General features: G+C 71.2%; 18 protein-coding genes. 7 read left to right on the top strand and 11 right to left on the bottom strand.

Annotated elements, in window-relative coordinates; translation table 11 throughout:
* Positions 1 to 124 precede the first annotated feature (124 nt).
* The 10 genes from C1I93_RS16520 to C1I93_RS16475 all read right to left on the bottom strand — a co-directional run bounded on the left by C1I93_RS16520 (position 125) and on the right by C1I93_RS16475 (position 12718).
* Positions 125 to 382 carry a type II toxin-antitoxin system RelE/ParE family toxin gene (locus C1I93_RS16520; RefSeq protein ID WP_111244188.1) on the bottom strand — a complete coding sequence of 86 codons (258 nt, stop codon included), beginning with the start codon at positions 380 to 382 and terminating at the stop codon, positions 125 to 127.
* Positions 383 to 525: 143 nt separating this feature from the next.
* On the bottom strand, positions 526 to 1545 hold the full coding sequence (locus tag C1I93_RS16515) for a hypothetical protein (RefSeq protein ID WP_223256472.1): 1020 nt from the start codon (positions 1543 to 1545) through the stop codon (positions 526 to 528).
* A complete protein-coding gene (locus tag C1I93_RS16510) occupies positions 1542 to 2615 on the bottom strand; it encodes a hypothetical protein (RefSeq protein WP_111244186.1) in 1074 nt (357 codons plus the stop codon). Before C1I93_RS16510 ends, C1I93_RS16515 begins: the two co-directional genes overlap by 4 nt.
* Positions 2615 to 4270, bottom strand: a complete 1656-nt coding sequence (locus C1I93_RS16505) for a hypothetical protein (RefSeq protein WP_111244185.1) — start codon at positions 4268 to 4270, stop codon at positions 2615 to 2617. The genes C1I93_RS16510 and C1I93_RS16505 overlap by 1 nt, the downstream gene beginning before the upstream one ends.
* A gap of 147 nt (positions 4271 to 4417) precedes the next feature.
* A complete protein-coding gene (locus tag C1I93_RS16500; protein ID WP_223256468.1) occupies positions 4418 to 5650 on the bottom strand; it encodes a cytochrome P450 in 1233 nt (410 codons plus the stop codon).
* Between the two features lie 341 nt (positions 5651 to 5991).
* The gene (locus C1I93_RS16495; protein WP_111244183.1) at positions 5992 to 6813 is read right to left on the bottom strand and encodes an ABC transporter ATP-binding protein; all 822 of its coding nucleotides are present in this window, start codon (positions 6811 to 6813) and stop codon (positions 5992 to 5994) included.
* A gap of 2 nt (positions 6814 to 6815) precedes the next feature.
* Positions 6816 to 8888 carry a dipeptide/oligopeptide/nickel ABC transporter permease/ATP-binding protein gene (locus C1I93_RS16490; RefSeq protein ID WP_111244182.1) on the bottom strand — a complete coding sequence of 691 codons (2073 nt, stop codon included), beginning with the start codon at positions 8886 to 8888 and terminating at the stop codon, positions 6816 to 6818.
* Positions 8885 to 9907 (bottom strand): ABC transporter permease, encoded by a 1023-nt coding sequence (locus C1I93_RS16485; protein ID WP_111244181.1) that lies wholly within the window; start codon positions 9905 to 9907, stop codon positions 8885 to 8887. Before C1I93_RS16485 ends, C1I93_RS16490 begins: the two co-directional genes overlap by 4 nt.
* A complete protein-coding gene (locus C1I93_RS16480) occupies positions 9904 to 11466 on the bottom strand; it encodes an ABC transporter substrate-binding protein (protein ID WP_111244180.1) in 1563 nt (520 codons plus the stop codon). Before C1I93_RS16480 ends, C1I93_RS16485 begins: the two co-directional genes overlap by 4 nt.
* 85 nt (positions 11467 to 11551) lie before the next feature.
* Positions 11552 to 12718 carry an MFS transporter gene (locus tag C1I93_RS16475; RefSeq protein WP_220039583.1) on the bottom strand — a complete coding sequence of 389 codons (1167 nt, stop codon included), beginning with the start codon at positions 12716 to 12718 and terminating at the stop codon, positions 11552 to 11554.
* Positions 12719 to 12944: 226 nt separating this feature from the next.
* On the opposite strand from C1I93_RS16475, the gene C1I93_RS16470 reads away from it, so the two are divergent.
* Genes C1I93_RS16470 through C1I93_RS31995 form a run of 5 tightly spaced genes read left to right on the top strand, consistent with a single transcriptional unit; the run spans position 12945 to position 16974 of the window.
* On the top strand, positions 12945 to 14033 hold the full coding sequence (locus tag C1I93_RS16470) for a FecCD family ABC transporter permease (RefSeq protein ID WP_111244178.1): 1089 nt from the start codon (positions 12945 to 12947) through the stop codon (positions 14031 to 14033).
* 29 nt (positions 14034 to 14062) lie between these two features.
* The gene (locus C1I93_RS16465; RefSeq protein ID WP_181445201.1) at positions 14063 to 15040 is read left to right on the top strand and encodes an ABC transporter substrate-binding protein; all 978 of its coding nucleotides are present in this window, start codon (positions 14063 to 14065) and stop codon (positions 15038 to 15040) included.
* Complete coding sequence (locus C1I93_RS16460) at positions 15037 to 15822, top strand: ABC transporter ATP-binding protein (protein ID WP_111244176.1); 786 nt, start codon at positions 15037 to 15039, stop codon at positions 15820 to 15822. The genes C1I93_RS16465 and C1I93_RS16460 overlap by 4 nt, the downstream gene beginning before the upstream one ends.
* Positions 15819 to 16514: a class I SAM-dependent methyltransferase gene (locus C1I93_RS16455; protein WP_111244175.1), complete on the top strand. Its 696-nt coding sequence runs from the start codon at positions 15819 to 15821 to the stop codon at positions 16512 to 16514. The genes C1I93_RS16460 and C1I93_RS16455 overlap by 4 nt, the downstream gene beginning before the upstream one ends.
* Positions 16515 to 16569: 55 nt before the next feature.
* A complete protein-coding gene (locus tag C1I93_RS31995) occupies positions 16570 to 16974 on the top strand; it encodes a hypothetical protein (RefSeq protein ID WP_212808528.1) in 405 nt (134 codons plus the stop codon).
* A gap of 88 nt (positions 16975 to 17062) precedes the next feature.
* Here C1I93_RS31995 and C1I93_RS16445 read toward each other — a convergent pair whose 3' ends face one another.
* Positions 17063 to 17827, bottom strand: coding sequence for a ribosome-inactivating family protein (locus C1I93_RS16445; protein ID WP_181445200.1), 765 nt, complete (start codon positions 17825 to 17827; stop codon positions 17063 to 17065).
* 446 nt (positions 17828 to 18273) lie between these two features.
* Between C1I93_RS16445 and C1I93_RS16440 the strand changes: the two genes are divergently transcribed.
* Both C1I93_RS16440 and C1I93_RS16435 read left to right on the top strand, forming a co-directional pair.
* Entirely contained in the window at positions 18274 to 19035 is a 762-nt protein-coding gene (locus tag C1I93_RS16440; protein ID WP_111244173.1) for an MBL fold metallo-hydrolase, read from the top strand.
* A gap of 87 nt (positions 19036 to 19122) precedes the next feature.
* Positions 19123 to 19415 (top strand): UBP-type zinc finger domain-containing protein (locus C1I93_RS16435; protein WP_111244189.1); only part of this gene is annotated, 293 nt, incomplete at its 3' end.

The raw sequence follows: 19415 nt of genomic DNA, 5'->3' as shown, positions 1-19415 counted from the left end.
CTCAGCCCGAACGAGTACGAGGCCGCCTGGCATAGCCGCCAGACCGCACCAGCCGAACCACCTATCGCCACCCCTGCACCAGCCGGCAGCAGGTAACCACCCCTCCATCAAAGCGGGGGGGAACTCAGACTGCCGACCTCCATGGATCAAGCACGAACAGAATCCGAATCTCGGAATGGCCTGTCGACGGTGGCCGCAGTTCCTTCATGTTGGAGATGCGTGAGGCTGTCACGGTGTCCACAAGCGGGCGGCCCTCCGCTGGGCCGTTCCGCTCCAGCACGAGGATTGCCTGATTCACCAGGCGATGACAGTCTCGATCCGACTGGTAGAGATCATCGAGGAACTCCTCGACCTGCGTGGTCATTAAGATCTCCCACTCCACGCGCTACCCCTCTTTCACTGCGCGCCCTGGTCAAGAATATCCTAAACCTCGCCGGCCCGGTCGGTCCCGATTTGCCATAGCATGTAGTGAAGTTGCCGCGTCGTCGGTTTCAGGCGAGGCTCAGGTTGATCGACCGCTGTCGGTCATGGGCCAGTGGCGGGTGACTCGATCCGGATCCGGTCCAGCAGGACGCCGGCGGCCTGTTCGAGCACGACGGGTGCCCGGGAGCGGCGCGGGTCGCCGGTGGCGGGCGTGGGCGGCGGCAGCGGCACCAGGGTGCAGTCCGACACGACGACGTCGCGGTATTCGAGCACCCGGACCGATTTGTCGATCTCGCTGCGACCCCAGCCGGCGATCCGGATCGCGTACAGCGGGCCGGTCCAGGAGACCCAGGCGCCCGAGACCCGGATCCGCTCGCCCACGACGGTGCCGTCGGCGGTGTGGAAACGGTCGGTGTTGTCGCCGGGCAGCAGCCGGAAGCCGATCTCCACCTCGACGAGGCGGGCCCGGTCCACCGTCACATCATGCACCGAGCTGAGGTAGAAGCCCTCGAAGGCGCGGGACACCTGCAGGTCGGTGAGGTCGAGATGGTGCGGATGGTACGAGGGGCCGACGATCGAGTCGACCCGGTCGCCCACCGCACCCCAGTGCACGGCGACACCGGTGCAGCCACCGACCGTCGACACCTCGGCGATGGTGAGGTCGCGTACCGCGCCCATCACGGCGATGCAGTTGGCGGCGCGGGTGTCGGGGCGTTCGACCTGAACGCGCCGGAGCTGGATCCCCTCGATCCACTCCGCCTCCGCCGGGTAGAGATACCTGCCGACGGTGATGGCGGTGCCCCGGTCGCCGCCGTGCTCGCCGGGCGCGCAGGGCGGCGGGCGCAGCCCGATGTCCTGGATCACCACCTGGGAGCCCAGCACGTGCAGCAGGGGTGTCCCGTCCGAGGTGGGTGAGGTGAGCCAGGTGGTCACCGGTCCGTCGCCGTGCTCGGCGCCGGCCAGGGTCCAGCCGGATCCGACGACCACGCCCCCGTCGATCGGGTACGTGCCCGCCGGCAGCCGCAGCGTGCCGCCCGCCGCCGAGGCCAGCACCTGTTCGAAGGCCACCCGGTTGGCCGTCGCGTCGTCGGTGAGCACCAGGTCGTGACTGCCGCCGCTCACCACGCCACCTCCACGACCCGGCAGGCGAGGTCGGACACCCGTCGCCGCGACTGGTCGGGCTCGGCCACCCCGATCAGCACCGGGCCGGGCGAGGCCCGCTCGACCGTCACGTCGAAGACGTCAGCGGCGCGCGTGGTCGCGCGCACCCGGCAGTCGGCCCCGTCGCGCAGGTTCGCGGCCCGTACGACCAGGTCGTCGGCGTGCGGCACGCGGGTGAACGGTGACGCCTCGAACAGGGCGTACCCGGCCCCTCGCCGGGCCACCCGGAGGGCCTTGAGCACGGTCTGGCCCCGCTTGCGGCGCAGAAAGGCGCGGCTGGGCTGGCGGAACGCGGCCGGTGGTGTGGTCGCGGTCTCGATCCGCAGCCGGCACCGGACCTCGGTGCCGGCCGCGTTGACCACGACGAACCGCGACCGGGCCGAACCCTCGCCGCGACCGCGCGCCCCGACCAGTCCGCCGGCGCTGACCAGCCCGGCGAGCTGAGCGGGTGCACCGGTGAGCCGACGTGAACCGGTGGGTGGGTCGGTCTGCTCGATCGCGGTGAGCTCGACCTCGTTGACGCGTACGCCGACGGCTGCCAGGGGGCTGAACGCCGTGGCCGCCCACTGCGGCGGCGTGGCCTCCGCCAGCTCGATGACGAGCAGGTGGTCCTCGCCCCACTCCTGCGGGCCGAGGTCGAACTCCACCCAGGCGTGTGCCTCCACCATCCGCACCCGTCCCCGCTGACGGCTGATCAGGACGGCGGCCCGATCTGTGCCCTGGGCCCGGACCAGCACCAGGCGGGGCAGTTCGCGGACGCCCCGGGCCGGTGACGCCACGCGCGACCAGGCCGCCTGGGTGGCGCTGTCGACGTGCAGGTTGACCCGGACCCGGACGGGTCGGCCTTCGGTGCGTACCTTCAACACGACCGCGCCGGAGTCGCCCTGGACCCGGCCCAGGATCGCCACGCCCCGGGTCATCCGGTCGGCGACCAGGACCTCGGCGTCGCCGCCGGAGGTGAAGACCGCCGGCAGGTCACGTGCCGGGACCGGCTCGTCGAACTCGGTGGCGAACCACGTACCGATCGCCACTACCTGTCACCTCCGGTCACCGGCAGGTCCATTCGGGTCAGCACCGGTTCACGCCGGGTCCACATCCGTTCGACCGCCTCGAACAGCGGATCCGCGTCGCTCTCGATGTGCCGGAACGCGGTACGCACCGTACGGAGCAGGTAGTCGGCCGGCCAGACCTCCCAGTGCGGCACCTGCGGTGTGAACAGGTCGGTGGCGCTGCGGTAGAACCACAGCCACAGCCGGGCCCGCTCGACCTGCTCGGCCGAGATCAGCTCCTCGCCGTTGAGCAGCGCGCTGATCGACGCGTCGAGCGCCTTCCAGTACGTCTCGGGGTCGTGCACCACTGTCGACAGCCCGCATTCACTCCACTCGGACCAGCCGGCCTGGATCACCGGGATGCCGTACGCGGGCAGCTCGTTGCTCACACTGCCGCGGACGGTGACGCCGAGGTCGACGACGCTCCACAGGCCGTTCTTGCTGAGTTCCTTGCTGGTCTGGAAGACCATGTGCCGGTGCCGTTCGTGGCGGCGGGCCACCGATTCGAAGAAGCCGGTGCTGTCGTAGCGGAACTGGCTCGGGTGGTCCTGGAACAGCCACTGCACCTCGGTGGCGCTGCTCGCGAAACGCGCCGTCTCCTCGAACCAGTCGGCGAGCGTGGGGAAGGACTGGTGGTTGGTGCCGGGTGCGTCGGAGACGGCGTGGTTGAACACCGCCACGATCGGCCGTGCCGGGTCGAAGCCGAGCCGCGCCGCGAAATGGGTACGCAGCCGGGCCCGCTCCGCGCTGTTGGTGATGTCGACGGAGGCGCTGGCGCCGCCACGCCACCAGCTCGGCCGGCCCAGGTTCACCTTCGACCGCCAGGCGACCAGTTCGGCGTTGCGTCGCACCTCGGCCCGCCGGGGCCACACCCGCCGGGCGAAGAACTCGCCGAGCTGGTGGGTGAGTTCGCCACGGAAGGTGTGCTCACCGGTGTCGGTCTCCGGATACAGCGCGTACGCCTTGAGGCACCCGGTCTGCTGGGTGTGCACCACAGGCACGCCGGCCCGCCGGGCGGAGTCCACCGCCAGACCCCAGTGGTCGTAGTCGACGTGACTGGTCACCAGCGCCACCGCGGGACCGCCGCCGAGCAGCGCGTCGTAGTACGACGAGATGACCCGGGCCAGCGCCGCCCGGTGGCGGTAGCGGGGGTCGGTGGTGGGGTTCTCGGGTGCGCGGGGCCGTTTGGTCACCCGGCAGTAGGTGGCGCTGACGAACTCGTCGAGGGTCTCCTCGCTGATCGGCGCGCCGGGCACCAGCCGTCGTCCGAACAACTGCACCGACGGCAGGTGCGGTATGCCGGCGCGGGCCGGCCCCTCCACCAGCCGGTAGAGGTCGATCACCTCGCTCGCGCCGTACGCCGCCGCGATCCGTTCCACGAGCGTCACGTCGAACTCGGTCCAGAGCGCCTCGTGCCACATCGCCTCCACGCCGGTGACGACCACGAGTTGGGCGGGCACGATCCGCCGGATCGCGTTGGCCACCGCCAGGTTGCGCATGGCCACTCTGATGTCCTGGTGGAACACCTCGACGACCAGGTAACGCGGGGACGCTGTGGAACCCAGGTTCTTGCGCCAGTACACCGAAGCGGAGTCGAGGAACGCCTCGAACTCCTTCTTGTCAGCCCCGAGCCACACTCGCAGAACCGTCCTTGTCGTGAGATGAGCCAGCCTCGGGACGATACGGCCGGCTTGCGCACCGTGGCCCAACTGACGGTGACCGGCCGGTGAACAGCCCGCCACCGGCCGGGTCTGGCGGTCAGGACCGTCCGCCTGTGGTCGGGTTCAGGACACCGGCACAGTCGCCGCAACGGCGAGCACCAGCCCGCTCACCGGCCGGGTGGGTATGCGGTGCAGCGGGATCTCCAGATTCTGCGCCGGCACCTGGTAGTCGAGCTGGGCGAGCCGGACCGACAGCAGTCGCAGCAAGGCCACGGTGATCTGCTCACCCGGGCAGCGGTGCCCGGTGCGCGGGTCACCGCCGCCCTGCGGCACGAGATCGAAGGGGCCGATGGGTCGGCCGACGAAGCGCTGCGGATCGAACCGGTACGGGTCCGGCCACAACCGCGCGTCGTGGTTCTGCCCGTACAGGTCGAGCAGGACCATGGCCCCGGCGGGGATGGCGGTGCCCGCGTACGTCAGGTCGACCGCGGCCCGGCCGCCCACGAACGGCGCGAACGGATAGAACCGGCGTACCTCCTGCGCGAACGCCTCGGTGAAGGCGGGGTCGTCGGCGCGGAGCCGGTCGCGGTGTTCGGGCCAGCGGTGCAGCGCGTGCCCGGCGAAGGCCACGAACCAGGTCACCGCGACGGTGGGCCGGATGACGTTGAGGATCTCCACGGCGGCGGTCTCCGCGTCCAGCATCCGTCCGTCGCTGTCCCGGTGCTCCGCCACCGCCGCCAGCACCGACCCCTGCGGCGCCCGCAGCTCGCCCGCTCGAACCTGCCGGACGAGGTCGGCCAGCCAGCGTTCCCGACGGCCCCGGGCCAGGCGAGCCTTCCAGTGCCGGGGCCCCGGCGTGGCGAACCCGTCCACCATCGCGACCAGATCCTCAGCGAACGCGGGCACGTCGGAGTCAGCCAGCGGAATTCCGCTCCAGGCACAGACTGCACGGGTCAGCACCGGCGGAATCTCGTCGAACAGCACCACCCGGCGGCCCGCCCAGGTACGCACGGCAGCTTCCCACGCCTCGCCGGTCCGCTCCACCAGGCCGTCGAACCCACCGTTCATCAGCAACGCGGTGAACATCGCCTTGCGGACCCGGTGCGGCTCCCCGTCGAGGGTGTGCACCGCCTTCTTGCCGAAGAGTGTGCCGCGCAACGGTTCGGGAACGGCACCGTGCCGCCGTACGTGCCGCTCGTCGTAGAAGAACCGGACGGCGTCGGGCCCCCGCAACGCCACGGCCGGCTGCCCGAGCAGCCGGGTACGGAACACGTCCCCCGGCTGGCGGCGGAACCGGTTGGGCAGCCACCCGTACCCCTGAGTTGCCACGGTCAAGGTGTCGTCCACGCGCCCCATCAGGTCAAACAACATATGCCGGTGCTGCCCGCTCCACGCCCGTCCAAACGTAAGGAAGGGCCCCCTGTTAACGCCTCACGTAGTAAAGGGGCCCCCTGTTAACACCTGACGGGAAGTCTTGTCGGCAACCGGAGACCGTCGGTTGGCCGAAAGGAGCGCCGATGCCATGGCGTGGACGGAACGGACGGGCCCGCGCGCCCCAGCCCTCTGCACTTCCCCATTTGCTCTGCTTCACTCCACGAGCCCGGGTGGCACCGAATGCCAGCCGGGTCCAGCGGACGCGACGTTGTCAGCGGCGGGTGTTGTCCGGCCCACGAGCGTCGACATAGAAGATTGTCGAACTAGAGTTTGCTGTGCGGTTCGGCGATTTCACTCCGGCGTCCCGCCGCGACGTCGCGGGGTCCGAGACCGATAGTGGGGGTCGCCGCGAGCAGTTCCCGGGTGTAGGGGTGGCCGGGCTGGGTGGTGACGGCCGTGGTCGGGCCCTGCTCGACGACACGGCCGTCGCGCATTACCACGATCCGATCGGCGAGCTGCCGGACCACGGCGAGATCGTGGGAGATGAACAGGCAGGCGAGGCCGAGTTTGTCGCGCAGGTCGCAGAGCAGGTTGAGGATCTTGGCCTGCACCGACACGTCGAGCGCGGTGACCGGTTCGTCACAGACGAGTAGGCGTGGTGCGACGGCCAGCGCTCGGGCGATCGCGACGCGCTGCTGCTGCCCGCCGGAGAGTTGCCGGGGCCGGCGTTCCCCCACGTCGGGATCGAGTCCGACGAGTCCCAACAGCTCGTCGACGCGCTGCTGCCGGGAGCGGGTGTCACCGATGCGGTGGATCCGCAGCGGTTCGGCGATGGCCTGCCGCGTCGCCTGTCGGGGGCTGAGGCTGAGGCCCGGGTCCTGGAAGACCATCTGGACCTGCCGTCGATGTGCACGCAGGTGCCGACCGCGCAGGCGGTGCACGTCGGTCCCGGCGACACGTACCGATCCCGTGTCCGGGCGGTGCAGCCCGGTGATCACACGGGCGAGAGTGGTCTTGCCGCACCCCGACTCGCCGACCAGCCCGACGATCTCGCCCGCTCCCACCCGCAGGGTGACGTTCGAGATCACGGTCACCCGCCCCCGACCCCGGGGGTGGCTGGCGGTGAGCTGCTCGATCTCCAACACGGTCAGTCTCCATCCCGCTCACCGACGCCCCCGGGCGCGCGCGTGGTCGCGGCGGGCTGCGCGAAACACGCCACCCGACGCAAGACCGGCGCGACCAACTCCGAGGCCGGCGCGCCCGGGTCCGGGGCCCACGTGAGCAGTTCCGGGGGATGGTCCGCGCAGGGTGCGATGGCAATCGGGCACCTCGGCCGGAACGCGCAGCCACCGACGTCGTCCGGACCCGCGCCGGAGCGGCCCGGCATGGTGCGGAAGCGGGTGCCCGGCACCGCCGAGGGGTGCGGCACCGCGTCGAGCAGGCCGCGGGTGTAGGGATGCGCCGGGCTTCTGATCACCGTGGCCACGGGGCCTGCTTCGACGGTCCGGCCGGCGTACATCACCACCACCTCGTCGGCCAGCCGGGTGACCACCGCCAGGTCGTGACTGATGATGATCATCGCCATGCCGAGTTCGTCGCGCAGCCGTGCCAGCAGGTCGAGCAGTTGCGCCTGCACGGTGACGTCGAGGGCGGAGGTGGGTTCGTCGGCGACCAGCAGTTCCGGCTCACCGGCGAGGGCGATGGCGATCTGCACCCGCTGGCGCATCCCGCCGGAGAGCTGGTGCGCGTACGCGCGGGCGGTGCCGATCGGGTCGGGCAGGCCGGTCAGGCGCAGCAGTTCCTCGGTGACGCGGCGGGTGGCGTCCCGCCGGCCGCCCCGACCCGCGTTACGGACGGCCTCGTCGACGTGCGCGCCGATGGTCCGCAACGGGTTGAGGGCGGCGAGACTGTCCTGGAAGACCACGCCCACCCGCCGGCCGTTCACCAGGCGGCGCTCGTGCGGCCCAGCGCCGACGAGTTGGCGGGCCTCGCCCCCGGCACCCAGCAACGCCGAGCCGGTGACCACCGCGTCGGGGTCCAGCAGCCCGAAGGGGGCCAGCGCGGCGCTGGTCTTACCGCTGCCGGTCTCACCGACCAGGGCCAGGATCCGCCCGCGCCGCACCTCGTAACGGACGTCGGCGACGACTCGCCGGTAGCCGCCGACGTGCGGATAGGCGACGGAGAGATCCCGTACGCACAACAGGGTGCCGGCGGAGGCCGCCGACGGACCGGCCGAACGGGGGCCCACCGGCTGCCGTTCCGCAGCTCGCGCCGAGGCGGAGGCGGAGGCCGAGGCGGAGGCCGAGGCGGAGGCCGAGGCGGAGGTCACCGGTGGCCTGACGTTGCGGGAACGGAGAAAGCGGGGGCGGGTGGGCAGTACCCAGCGCAGGATCGAGGGCCGCTCGTCGCCGATCGCCAGGCGCTCGCCGAGCAGGTTGCTCGCGAACACCACGACGGTGATGGCGATTCCCGGCGGGTAGGCCAGCCACCAGGCCGAGGCCAGGTAGGGGCGCCCTTCGATGAGCATCTGACCCCATTCGGCCTGCGGCGGTGGGATGCCCAGGCCGAGGAAGCTCAGGGTGGCGACGCCGAGCACGATGGCGCCCACGTCGGTGCTGGCATAGACCAGGCAGGGCGCGACGGCGGGTGGGAGCAGGTGGCGGCCGATGATGCGCCCCGGACCGGCACCGAGCAGCCGCAGCGCGTCCAGGTGCGGACTATCGCGCAGGCCGGCGACGCGGGCACGGGCGATGCGGGCGTACGGCGCCCAGGCCCACAGCGACATCGCGATGACGAGGTTCTGCACGCCGGGGCCGCGTACGCCGATGACCGCCAGCGCCACCAGCATCCCTGGCAGGGAGACCGCCATGTCGATGACGCGGGCGACCACCCGGTCCACCCATCCGCCCAGGTAACCGGCGACGGTGCCGATGAGCACCCCGACGGTCAGCGAGACCGCCAGCACCGCCGCGGTGACCGTGAGGCTGATCCGTGCCCCGTACAGGATCCGGCTGAGCTGGTCGCGACCGAGTTGATCGGTGCCGAGTGGATGCTCCGCCGACGGCGGCGACAGGCTGGCCGCCAGGTCGGTGGCGGCGGGGTCGGCCGGGGCGAGCAGCGGTGCGAGCAAGCCCACGAGCGCGAACCCGGCCAGCGGCAGGGCGACCAGCACGGTACGCCGGGACGCCGACCTGCCACGCCAGCGGCCTCCCGCCGTCATGTCGGTTCCGTACGAAAAGAAGCCGTCCGCCGGGGACGAGGCGGGCGCGGGCCGATCGTCGAGGTTCGGCGCAGGCGGGGATCGATGAGTGCCTGGAGCCCGTCGGCGAGGCGGTTCGCCAGGATGAACCCGCCGCCCAGGACGAGGGCGGCCGCCTGAAGCGCCGGAATGTCCCGCGCGGACGCGGCCCGGACGAAGTAGGCCCCGAGGCCGGGCCAGCCGAAGATCTGCTCCACCACGACCGTGCCGACCAGCAGCGTGCCGATGGTGAACCCGGCCACCGACAGGATCGGCCCGGCGGCGTTGGGCAGCCCGTCGCGGACCACGATGGACAGTGGTGAACTGCCCCGGGCCTGCGCGGCGAGGACGTAGGGCCGGTCGAGGGCCTCGCGCAGCGTGACGGCCACCACCCGGCTGAGCGCACCGGCCGCCGGCAGGCCGAGCACCAGCATCGGCATCACCCAGGTCGCGGGGCCCGCCATCCCGGAGGTCGGCACCAGGCGCAGGCGCAGGGCGAGCAGGAGCACCAGAAGGTAGCTCAGCCAGAACGCCGGCACCGAGGTGGCCAGCAGCGCGGCGACCCGCAGGGCACCGCGCAGCAGCCCACGCCGCAGTACCGCCCCGGCGATCCCGACGCCCACGCCCAGCACCAGGGCGATCACGGCGGCACCGGCCACCAGGCCCGCCGTGACACCGATCCGCTCGACGATCTCGGGTCCGATCGGCGTGTTGGTCCGCAGCGACAGCCCGAAGTCGCCGGTGACGGCGTCGGCGAGCCAGCGCAGATACCGCACCGGGGCGGGCGCGTCCAGGCCCAGCTCGACCCGGACCGCCTCGATCTGCTCGGGGGTGGCGGGACGGCCGGCCCGCGTCGCGGCCAGCATCGCCGCCGGATCGCCCCGGGCGAGCAGCACGAGAGCGAAGGTGCCGACGGAGAGCGCGAGGAGCACGCCGACGGTGTCGAGGGTCCAGCGGGTGAGGTAGCCGCTGGCCACGGGTAACCGCCCGGAACCGCTCACCCTACGGTGACCCCGGCCAGTTCGAGGTCGACGTCGCTGGGTGGGACCGCGAAGCCGGCCACCGCGTCGCGTACGGCCCACAGGCGTGGCCGGTAGACGAGCGGCACGAACCCGGCGTCGGCGGCCACCGCCCGGTAGAGGTTCTGGTACGCCGCGCCCCGGGCGGCGGGATCACCGGCGAACAGTGCCGCGTCGACCAGCTTCTCGATGGCAGGTGTCGTCCACAGCGGGGCACGCGCGCCGCTGGTGAACAGGGACACGATGGAGCTGGACGGATCGTAGGGTGCGCCGAGCGTCTCGAAGAAGGTCAGGTCGTACCGGCCCTCGGCCCGTTCGTCGTAGTAGGCGGCGGCGTCGACCGGCGCGATCTCGACGCCGACGCCCACCTCCTTGAGGGCCGCGGCGATCGCCGCGGCCATGGTGCGCGGGTCGAGTTGCCCCTCGGCGGGCGTCGCGGGGATGAGCAGACGCAGCGAGAGCGGTCGGCCGTCCTTGGCCCGGGTGTCTCCGGTACGCACGTATCCGGCGGCGTCGAGCAGGCTGCCCGCCGCTGCCTTGTCGAAGCCGAGTGGAAGGTCGTCGCCGGAGTCCGGCACGTCCGGTGGGAACACTCGCCGGGCCGGTTCGGCATAGTCCAGCAGCAGCGTCTTCGCCAGGGCGGCAGTGTCGATCGCCCGGATCACCGCTTCCCGGACGGCCTTGTCGCCGGCCGGGCCCTCCGGATTGAACCCGAGCATGATCGAGACGTCAGGTGCCCCGGTGAGCAGCGTGATCCCGTCGCGGTCATCGAGGGACTTCGCCTCCACCGGGGTGATCGGTGCCAGATAGGCCCCACCGATCAGGTCGATCTCACCGTTGGTGAGCGCGTCGACCCGTGCCTGGGAGTCGGGGATGACGCTGAATTCGAGCCGTTCGAGTTGTGGTTTCGGGCCCCAGTAGTCGTCGTTGCGTTCCAGCACCACGCTGGTGGCGCTCTGCGATCCGAGTTTCCACGCGCCGGTGCCGACCGGGTTCTGGAACGCGCCGTCGGGGGCCGCCGACTGCGGGCTGAGCAGCCGGACCGGGCGGACGATCGACAGTTCCTGGAGCAGCGGCTCGTACGGCTCGGTCAGGGTGAGCCGTACGGTGTCCGCGTCGACGGCTTCGACGCTGGAGATGACCTGCGAGGCGCGGAAGAACGAGAAGCGCTTGTTGCCCACCCAGCGGTCGAAGTTCCACTTGACGGCGGCGGCGTCGACGGGTGTGCCGTCGGTGAAGCGCACCCCGTCGCGCAGGTCGAAGCTCACCTGCCGGCCGTCCTCGGCCACCGTCCAGGCTCGGGCCAGCCCCGGTTCCAGCCGCCCCTCCTCGCCGTAGCTGACGAGCGGCTCGTAGATGGCGTCGAGCAGCAGGAAGTTGCCGGTGAACGCGTGCGGGTCAAGCACGCCCGACTCGGCGCTCAGTCCGATCCGCAGGGTCTCGGACGATGTGCTGTCACCGGCATCGGAACCGCAGGCGCTGGCGCTGGCGAGCGCGATCGACACGGCGAGGGCGGCAACGAGCGGACGTGGTCGGGGCACTTGTCACTCCTGGGGCGTCATCCGGTGCATGATCGGCACTCGATATGAGTAGTCGGCGGCCCGGCCATCCGGGTTCCCGCGATCTTCAGCCGGGCTCGCGCAGGATCAGCCTTCGCACACCGAGCAGGAGCGTGGGCAGCAGGACGCACTGCGCGGCCACCAGCAGCCAGAAGCCGGGCAGGACGTCGGCCCGCTCGAACGCCGCGTACGCGGTGCCGCCGACCACGCCACTGAGGCAGGCGCCGACTCCGGCGGCCAGCCGCTGCTGCCCGAAGACCACTGTCGCGGACCGCCTCGATCCCGCCAGCGCCGCCAGGTCGTTCTTGAGGAAGAGCACCGCGTTGCCGACGCTTATGGTGAGCACGCCGACCAGCACGGTGAGCCCGGTGCCACCGGCGAAGGCGACCATCCCGACCGCCAGGCAGCCGAAGCCGATGCCCATCGCCGTCGGATAGCCCATCCGGCCGACCCGGTCGGCCAGCAGCGGTTGCGCCAGGGCCAGGCCGAGTGAGTACGCCATCATGGCGGCCCCGAACAGCAGGGTGGCCATCCGCCCCTGGGCATAGCTGGATAGATACTGATAAAACTGCATGTAGAGGTAGATGGAGAGAGCGGTGACCGCGAACGGGAGCACCGCCAGGCCGGAGAGCATCCGCCGGAACGGCTCCACCGGCGGCGCGTCCTCGTCGCGTCGCTCCCGGGGCAGCAGCAGGTGGCCGACGGCCAGCCCGGTGTAGATCGCGGTGGCCACCGCGAACATCGCGGCCGAGTAGTGCAGCAGCAGGGCCCCCACCAGCGGGCCGAGAGCGACACCGAGATTCCCGGCGGCGTTGCCTGCGGAGATCAACCGGGGCCGCTGCTGCGGGGTCACCCCGTGCACGAGATAGCTGCGGTAGGCCGGCGAGTAGAGCGAACCCCCGGCGGAGATGAGCAGCAGACCGACGACGGTGAGCGGCGCAAGCTCCTCCCCCACCAGGAAGGCGGCACCGCCGAAGCTGTAGAGGACCGTGGCGCCGAGCAGGGACCGTTGCAGCCCCACCCGCTCGGCCAGTGCCGCCGTGGCGGGGGCGCTGGCGAACTGCACCAGGGTGGCCAGGCCCAGCACGACCCCCACCTGCCCCATTCCCATGCCCATCCGGTCGCGCAGCAGCACGGCCAGGTACGGGTAGATCGAGAACGAGCCGACGTTCACCAGGAAGCCGCTCACCAGCAGCGCCACCCGGGACTTCGTGAAGGTGGGACCGTCCGTCACGGCCCGGAGTTGGCGGGCGTCAGCCCGGGGAGAGACCGGCGCGATCATCGGCCCGATTGAATGGTCCGGACCGCCGCGCGCTGACCCGCCCTCATCGACGCCGCGCCCAGTGCAGGACGCCGCGCCCGCGGTGAAGCTCGCCGCACCGGCTTCCCCCTCGCCTGATCTTGCTGGTAGCTTGTCGCAAAGAATTGGCAAGAACAAGGATAATGCAGATTGGGGTACGGTGACCGCCATCACCCTGCCGCAGGGTGAACCAGACCTGCTCGGTGTCGCCGCGCGCCGCCGCCGGACGGGCCTCTGGCTGCTCGGGCTGACCGCCGCACTGATCCTCACCGGGATCGTCGCGGTCGGCTCCGGGGCGATCGGCATCCCTCCGTTGACCGTGGCCCGGATCATCGGCCACCAGCTTGTCGGCCTGCCCGGCGAGGTGAGCTGGACACCTCCGCAGGAGGCCATCGTCTGGCAGGTGCGGCTGCCCCGCGTACTGCTCGGCATGCTTGTCGGCGCGGGGCTGGCGGTGTGTGGGGTGGCGTTGCAGGCCATGGTGCGCAACGTGCTGGCCGACCCGTACCTGCTCGGCATCAACTCCGGTGCCTCAAGCGGCGCGGCCGCGGCGATCCTCTTCGGCGCCGGTGCCGGTTTCGGCCAGTACGCCCTCTCCACAAGCGCCTTTCTCGGTGCGCTCGCGGCGTCGCTGTTGGTCTTCCTGATCGCCCGCAGCGGCGGCCGGGTGACCTCGATCCGGCTGCTGCTGGCCGGAGTCGCCGTCGGCTACGCGCTCTACGCCACCACCAGCTTCCTGATCTTCGCCTCGAACTCCGCCGAAGGTGCCCGGTCGGTGCTGTTCTGGCTGCTCGGCTCCCTGGGGCTGGCCCGGTGGGACGCCCTGCTGGCGGTGGCCGCCGCCGTGCTGATCGGTCTGATCGGCTACCTGACGCTGGTCGGGCGGCGGCTCGACGTGCTGGCCATCGGCGACGAGACCGCGCAGACCCTCGGTGTCTCGCCGGACCGGTTCCGGCTGCGGCTGCTCGTGCTGGTCTCGCTGAGCGTCGGCGTACTGGTCTCCGCCGCCGGCAGCATCGGCTTCGTCGGCCTGGTCGTGCCGCACCTGGCCCGACGTGTCGTCGGCGCGGCGCACGTCCGGGTGGTGCCGGTGGCCGCGCTGCTCGGGGCCATCCTGCTGGTCTGGGCCGACGTGCTCGCCCGGGTGCTGCTCGCCCCGCAGGAGATTCCGATCGGCATCATCACCTCGCTGCTCGGCGCCCCGTTCCTGCTGATCCTGATCCGCCGTCTGCACGCCACCGGCGCATGAGCGCCCGCCGTCGTCGTCGAGGAGTAGCGATGAAGAAGATCCGGCTCGCCGCCGCGTCCGCCGTCCTGCTGATGGTCGCCGGCTGTGGCGGCGGCACCGACCAGCCGGCCGCGTCCGGGCCAGGTTTCCCGGTCACCGTCACCAACTGCGGGGTGGACGTGACATTCGACGCCGCGCCGCAGCGGGTCGTGCTGCTCAAGAGCGCGGCCGTGCCGTACCTGCACGCGCTCGGTGTCATGGACCGGGTCACCGCCCGCGCCGGGCAGTACCCGAAGGAGTACTACGACGCGGCGACCCTGGCCGAGCTGGACCGGATCCCGCTGCTCACCGACAAGACCGACACCAGCGGCCACCTCCAGATCTCCAAGGAGGTGGTGATCAGCCAGCAACCCGACCTGGTCCTCGGCGAGGTGGACAACCTCTCCCGCGACGCCCTCTCCGCAGTGGACATCCCACTGCTGGAGGAGCCGGCCATGTGTCCCGACAGCACCGCCGTGCCGAGCTTCGACGACATCTACCGTCAACTGGAGACGTACGGCCGGGTGTTCGGCCGGGAGGCCGAGGCCGGGACGGCCGTCGCCGCGCTGCGGGAGCGGATGACCAAGATCCAAACCGAGACGGGTACGTCCGCCGGCCGCAGCGCGGCCGTGCTGTATCCGACGGTCGGCGGCGGCACCACGTACGCCTACGGCACCGCCAGCATGGCCCACCCCCAGTTGGCGGCCGCCGGCTTCCGCAACGTCTTCGGCGACGTCACCGACCGGGTCTTCGAGGTCACCGTGGAGGAACTGCTCGGCCGCAACCCCGACGTGCTGATCCTGCTGCACGGCGACGGGGACCCGGCCGCCGTCGCACAGGCACTCACCGCGCTGCCTGGCGCCGACAAACTCAACGCGGTACGCGACGGTCAGGTCATGACCCAGCTGTTCAACTTCACCGAGCCGCCGTCGCCGCTGGCCATCGACGGTCTGGAGCGGATCGTGCGGCACTTCGAGGACCACGCGTGATCACCGCGACCGGGGTCTCCTGGCGCTACGGCACGAACCCCGTCATCGACGGGGTCAGCGTGACCGCCCGGCCCGGTCGGGTGCTGGGTCTGATCGGCCCGAACGGCAGCGGCAAGACCACCCTGCTGCGGCTGCTCTACGGTGCCCTGCGCAGCCCCACCGGGCAGGTCGTCGTCGACGCCGACGAGTTGGCCAGCCTGCCGTCACGGGAGGCCGCCCGCCGGCTGGCCGTGGTGGTGCAGGAGACCGGCGGCGAGACCGCCCTGACCGTGGCGGAGTTGGTGCTGCTGGGTCGGGGACCGCACCTGTCGACATTCCAGCGCACCAGCCGAACCGACCATGAGATCGCCGCCCGCTGCCTGGCCCGGGTCGGTGCCGCGCACCTCGGCGAGCGGGCGTTCGCCCAGCTCTCCGGCGGTGAGCGGCAACGGGTGCTGATCGCCCGGGCGTTGGCCCAGGAGGCCACCCACCTGCTGCTCGACGAACCCACCAACCACCTGGACATCCGCTACCAGCACGAGATCCTGCACCTGGTACGCACCCTGGGCACCTGCGCCGTGGTGGTGCTGCACGACCTGAACCTGGCCGCCCGCTACTGCGACGACCTGGTGCTGCTCGGCGCGGGCGGGGTGGCCGCCGCCGGCACCACCGACGAGGTGCTCGACCCCGCCGTGCTGGAACCCGTCTACGGCATCGGCATCCGACGCCTCGACCTCGACGACGGCGTCCACCTGCTCTTCCACCCGATCGACCAGCCCATCGCACAGAGGAGCGCGGCGTGAACGTACAAGAGCGGATCAACGCGTACTGGACCGGACGCGCGCCGGACTACGACGCGTACCAGCAGCGTCCCGACCGGTTCGCCGACGACCAGGCGGCCTGGTCGCGGGTCTGGTCCGCGGCCCTGCCGGTGGCGCCGCTGGACGTGCTCGACGTCGGTACCGGCACCGGGCAGGTCGCCATGGTCCTGGCCGGTCTCGGGCACCGCGTCACCGGCATCGACCTGTCCGAGGGGATGCTCGCCGAGGCCCGCCGGCACGCCGCCGCCGTCGCCGACGGCCCGGTCATCGCGTCCGGCGACGCCGTGGCACCTGACTTTCCGGCCGCCAGCTTCGACGCGGTGACCAGCCGCTATCTCATGTGGACGCTGCGCGAGCCGCGGACCGCCGTGGCGAACTGGGCGCGTCTGCTGCGGCCCGGCGGCACCATCGCGGTGGTGGACAGCACCTGGTTCCCCGGCGGCCTCGACAACGCCTCGGAGAACTTCACCACGCACTACGACAGGCAGGTGCAGGCCGTCCTGCCGCTGGCCGCCGCCACCTCCATCGACCAGACCGTGGCGGTCCTGGAGGAGGTGGGCCTGGCGAAGGTCACCGTCACCCCGCTCACCGAGATCTACGAGTTGGACCGCCGGTACGGTGTCGCCCCGAACCACGAGCACCAGATGCAGTACCTGGTCACCGGCACGGTCTGACCCGGATCGGCCACCGCCCGCACCCGCCGGGCACGTCACCGCCAAACCAGCCGGGATGCCCTGGGAGGTGGCCGGCGGCTTCAGCGCCGGGGCGCAGACCGCACACATCGCCCTGGAGACGCTCGACGTCGGCAAGGGCGGCACCCTGCTGATCCACGGGGCGGCCGCCTCGCACGCTCGCCCCACCCCGACGATCGCGGTGGGCGCCACCGGTGCCCTCGGCTCCGGCGACGACCTTCCCACCCGGTCCGAGATCGCCGCCGGCCTGTCCAAGGCGTACGGCCTGGCGGCCGAACGCGCCGCCGCCATCCCGATCACCGGTACGCCCCAGCAGGCGGCCCAGCGGCTCGCCGCCTACCGCCGCGCCGGGGCACGTCACCTCGTCTTCGGCTGCTCCGGCGGCGACTGGCGGCGACAGTGCGAACTCCTCGCCGAAGCCCGTGCCCTGAGCGACGAGTGACGTGCACCCGCACTGGGCCGGCCCACCGGGCCGCGACGACGGCGGCTGGTGGGCCGGCACCGTGGGGGTGCGGGCGGGCCGGATGAGGTCAAATGTGTTTGATCATGTTGGCCCGGCGCGGTACGTCGAACCATCCCCACAGAATGATGGCACCGACGTGCAGCGGCGGAACCGCACCCCACAACCAGGACTCCCGGGCGAACCAGGACAGATTCCACCAGTTCTGTTCCCAGGCGACCTGCTGGTCCGACAGCCCGTCCCGAGACCAACCGGGGTCACCCATGAACGCGGCGACATCGTTGTAGATGTCGTCGAGGCGGGCGGCCTCGCTTATCCACTGGGTGAAGAACAGATAGGACCGGGCGGTGGCCCGTCGCCCGTCCGCCGTCCACGGGTTCTGCGACTGCGCGAGCTGGTTGAAGCTGTCCCACAGCGCGTGGTAACTGAGGGGCATCAACTGCCGGGTCCGTTGGGCGACCCGTTCGAGATCGGGGTAGTCGCTGGCGAATGGCAGAGTGCCACCGCCTTCTCCGGAGTAGACGAAGCCCACGTTCTGGTCCGGGTTCGGGTTCTGTGGGTACGTCGCCAACCTGTTGCGCAGATGGAATGCGTCGTCGGCCATGAACGTGCCGTACCGGTTCGTGTAGCCCCGCAGATAGAGGTTATGCGGCTCGATCCACAGACGCACCCAGGTGTTCTGGTGGTACAGCCGCACGGAGACCAGCGCCTCTGTTTCGGCTTGCGTCTCGTAGACGCCTTCTCCGAAGTGGTGGCCGGCGGCGTTCTGGATGCTGGCGATCAGATTGCGCCAGGCGATCCGCTGTTCCATACCGGCATAACTGGTGATGTTCATGTAGGTGAAGCTGACTCTCCGGTGTCCGGTGTCCGCCCTTGCCGCCGTCGCATCGGGCAGGACGAGCCCGGCCACCATCGCTGCCAGGCTCAGTAACAGCGCCACCGGGCGCCGTAGCGGACTCGGTACGAGGCAAGTGCGCATGTGGTGTTCCCCTTCTCGGGTACTCGCAGGCCGATGCCGGCGCGGTTGCTCCGCCTCCATCACGCTAGGTGAGCAACTGAACCCAGCAATCCGTCAGTTGACTGCCCGGCACTGATCACGAGCTGACAGATCACACCCACGGTGCTGCCGCGTAGGGGAGAGAAAGCGGCGACGATCGTGTCGATTCGCACCTGCCGCCTCCCGGCGAACAGAAGTGGATCTGGCAGACGAAGTCAACTTACTGATGACACGTCGTGACTCCCGGCCGCAGGCTGAGCTGACCACAACGGACAGGGAGAGCCATGAAAACGACCGTCACGTACGTCGGCACCGCGACCGTCCTCATCCAAGCCGGCGGCCTGAATCTGCTTACCGATCCCGCTTTCGACCACGCGCCCACGGCGTATCCGACCGGGCCGGTAACCCTGCGCAGCCTGGTCAGCCCCGCCGTCGAGGCGGGCGACCTGCCGGTGCTGGACGCGATCCTGCTCAGCCACGACGAACACCCCGACAACCTCGACGCCGCGGGACGGGCACTGCTCGCCGGTCACCTCGTCCTCACCACCGTCAGCGGCGCCCAGCGGCTCGGCGACGGCGCGGTGGGCCTCGCGCCGTGGGAGACGTACGAGCTGAGTGGCGAGGGCGGCACCTTGCGCGTCACCGCCACTCCGGGCCGGCACGCCGGCGATGTCATCGGGTTCCTGGTCCACGTTCCCGGCGACGACGACGCCCTCTACATCTCCGGCGACACCGTCTACTATGACGAACTCGACGAGATCGGGCGACGCTACTCGGTGGGTGCCGCGATACTCCACTTCGGTGCCGCGGTCGTGCCGTACTTCGGCACCGACTTCATCACCATGGACGGTGACCAGGGGGCGCGGCTGACCCGTTCGCTCGATGTCCGGACGGTGGTGCCCGTGCACTACGACGCCTGGGACCACTTCACCCAGGGCCGCGAGGAAATCGTCGCCGCCTTCACCCGGGCCGGGCTGGACGACCGCCTCCACTGGCCGCAGCGTGGCGTCCCGACTGTGATCGACACCCGCCCGGTCTGCTCGTAGGCTCCGTTAACGTGCCGCCCGCCGCCGGCGGTGGTCGCCGCACCGCCGGGTCGGCCGCAGGCGGCGGTCACCTGCGAAGGAGGAGCGATGGAGGGCATTGACCCTGGCGTACCGCCGAGTGGCACCGGGTGTGCCGACTGTGCGGCGGCCGAGCCACCGGGCTGGTGGTTCCATCTGCGGCGGTGTGCCCAGTGCGGGCGGGTCGGCTGCTGCGACTCCTCCCCCAACCAGCATGCCAGCGCGCACGCGGCCGCCACCGGTCACCGGTTCGCGCGCAGCTTCGAGCCGGGCGAGGAATGGTTCTGGGACTACACCGACGAACTTCTGTACGAGCAGGGCCCGGCCCTCGCCCCACCCGACCACCGACCGGTCGACCAGGG

This window comes from Micromonospora endophytica (assembly GCF_003236305.1).
GTDB classification, from domain to species: domain Bacteria; phylum Actinomycetota; class Actinomycetes; order Mycobacteriales; family Micromonosporaceae; genus Micromonospora; species Micromonospora endophytica.
Note: the sequence above shows the minus strand (reverse complement) of the source record. Positions and strands in the feature narration are given on the sequence as shown.

What these genes read in the sequence shown, in the direction of transcription:
- C1I93_RS16500 (WP_223256468.1), bottom strand. Translation starts at nt 5,650, where the DNA reads ATGGGGCGCGTGGACGACACCTTGACCGTGGCAACTCAGGGGTACGGG.
- C1I93_RS16490 (WP_111244182.1), bottom strand. Translation starts at nt 8,888, where the DNA reads ATGACGGCGGGAGGCCGCTGGCGTGGCAGGTCGGCGTCCCGGCGTACC.
- C1I93_RS16465 (WP_181445201.1), top strand. Translation starts at nt 14,063, where the DNA reads ATGAAGAAGATCCGGCTCGCCGCCGCGTCCGCCGTCCTGCTGATGGTC.
- C1I93_RS31995 (WP_212808528.1), top strand. Translation starts at nt 16,570, where the DNA reads ATGCCCTGGGAGGTGGCCGGCGGCTTCAGCGCCGGGGCGCAGACCGCA.
- C1I93_RS16445 (WP_181445200.1), bottom strand. Translation starts at nt 17,827, where the DNA reads ATGAACATCACCAGTTATGCCGGTATGGAACAGCGGATCGCCTGGCGC.
- C1I93_RS16440 (WP_111244173.1), top strand. Translation starts at nt 18,274, where the DNA reads ATGAAAACGACCGTCACGTACGTCGGCACCGCGACCGTCCTCATCCAA.